At 61.0% G+C, this 269-nt stretch carries 1 protein-coding gene; it reads right to left on the reverse strand.

Annotation, left to right across the window (positions count from 1 at the left end):
* Positions 1–238: POTRA domain-containing protein (locus B4920_RS26405; protein ID WP_305847129.1), on the reverse strand; the 238-nt coding region annotated here is incomplete at its 3' end.
* Positions 239–269: the final 31 nt, after the last annotated feature.

Genomic DNA, 269 nt, shown 5'->3' on the forward strand with positions numbered 1-269 from the left:
GGATATAGATCTCGGCCTTGCCCTGATCCGGGAAGACTTTCACCTGACTCTTGCTGATCTTGGCGTCAAAATAGCCCCGCGCCAGCCCCAGGCTGCCGAGATCCGCCTTGATGGACTCGTACTTGCCATGGTTGAGGGGATCCCCCTCCTTCAGGGGCAACTTGTCCAGCAGCTCGCTGTAGACCTCGTCGCTGCCCGCCTCTCCTTCCAGCAGAATGTCGAGGCGCGAGATGAGCACGGGCTCCCCCCGCGCTATCTCGATCACTACC

The organism is Zoogloea sp. LCSB751, assembly GCF_002028455.1.
Lineage (GTDB): Bacteria > Pseudomonadota > Gammaproteobacteria > Burkholderiales > Rhodocyclaceae > Zoogloea.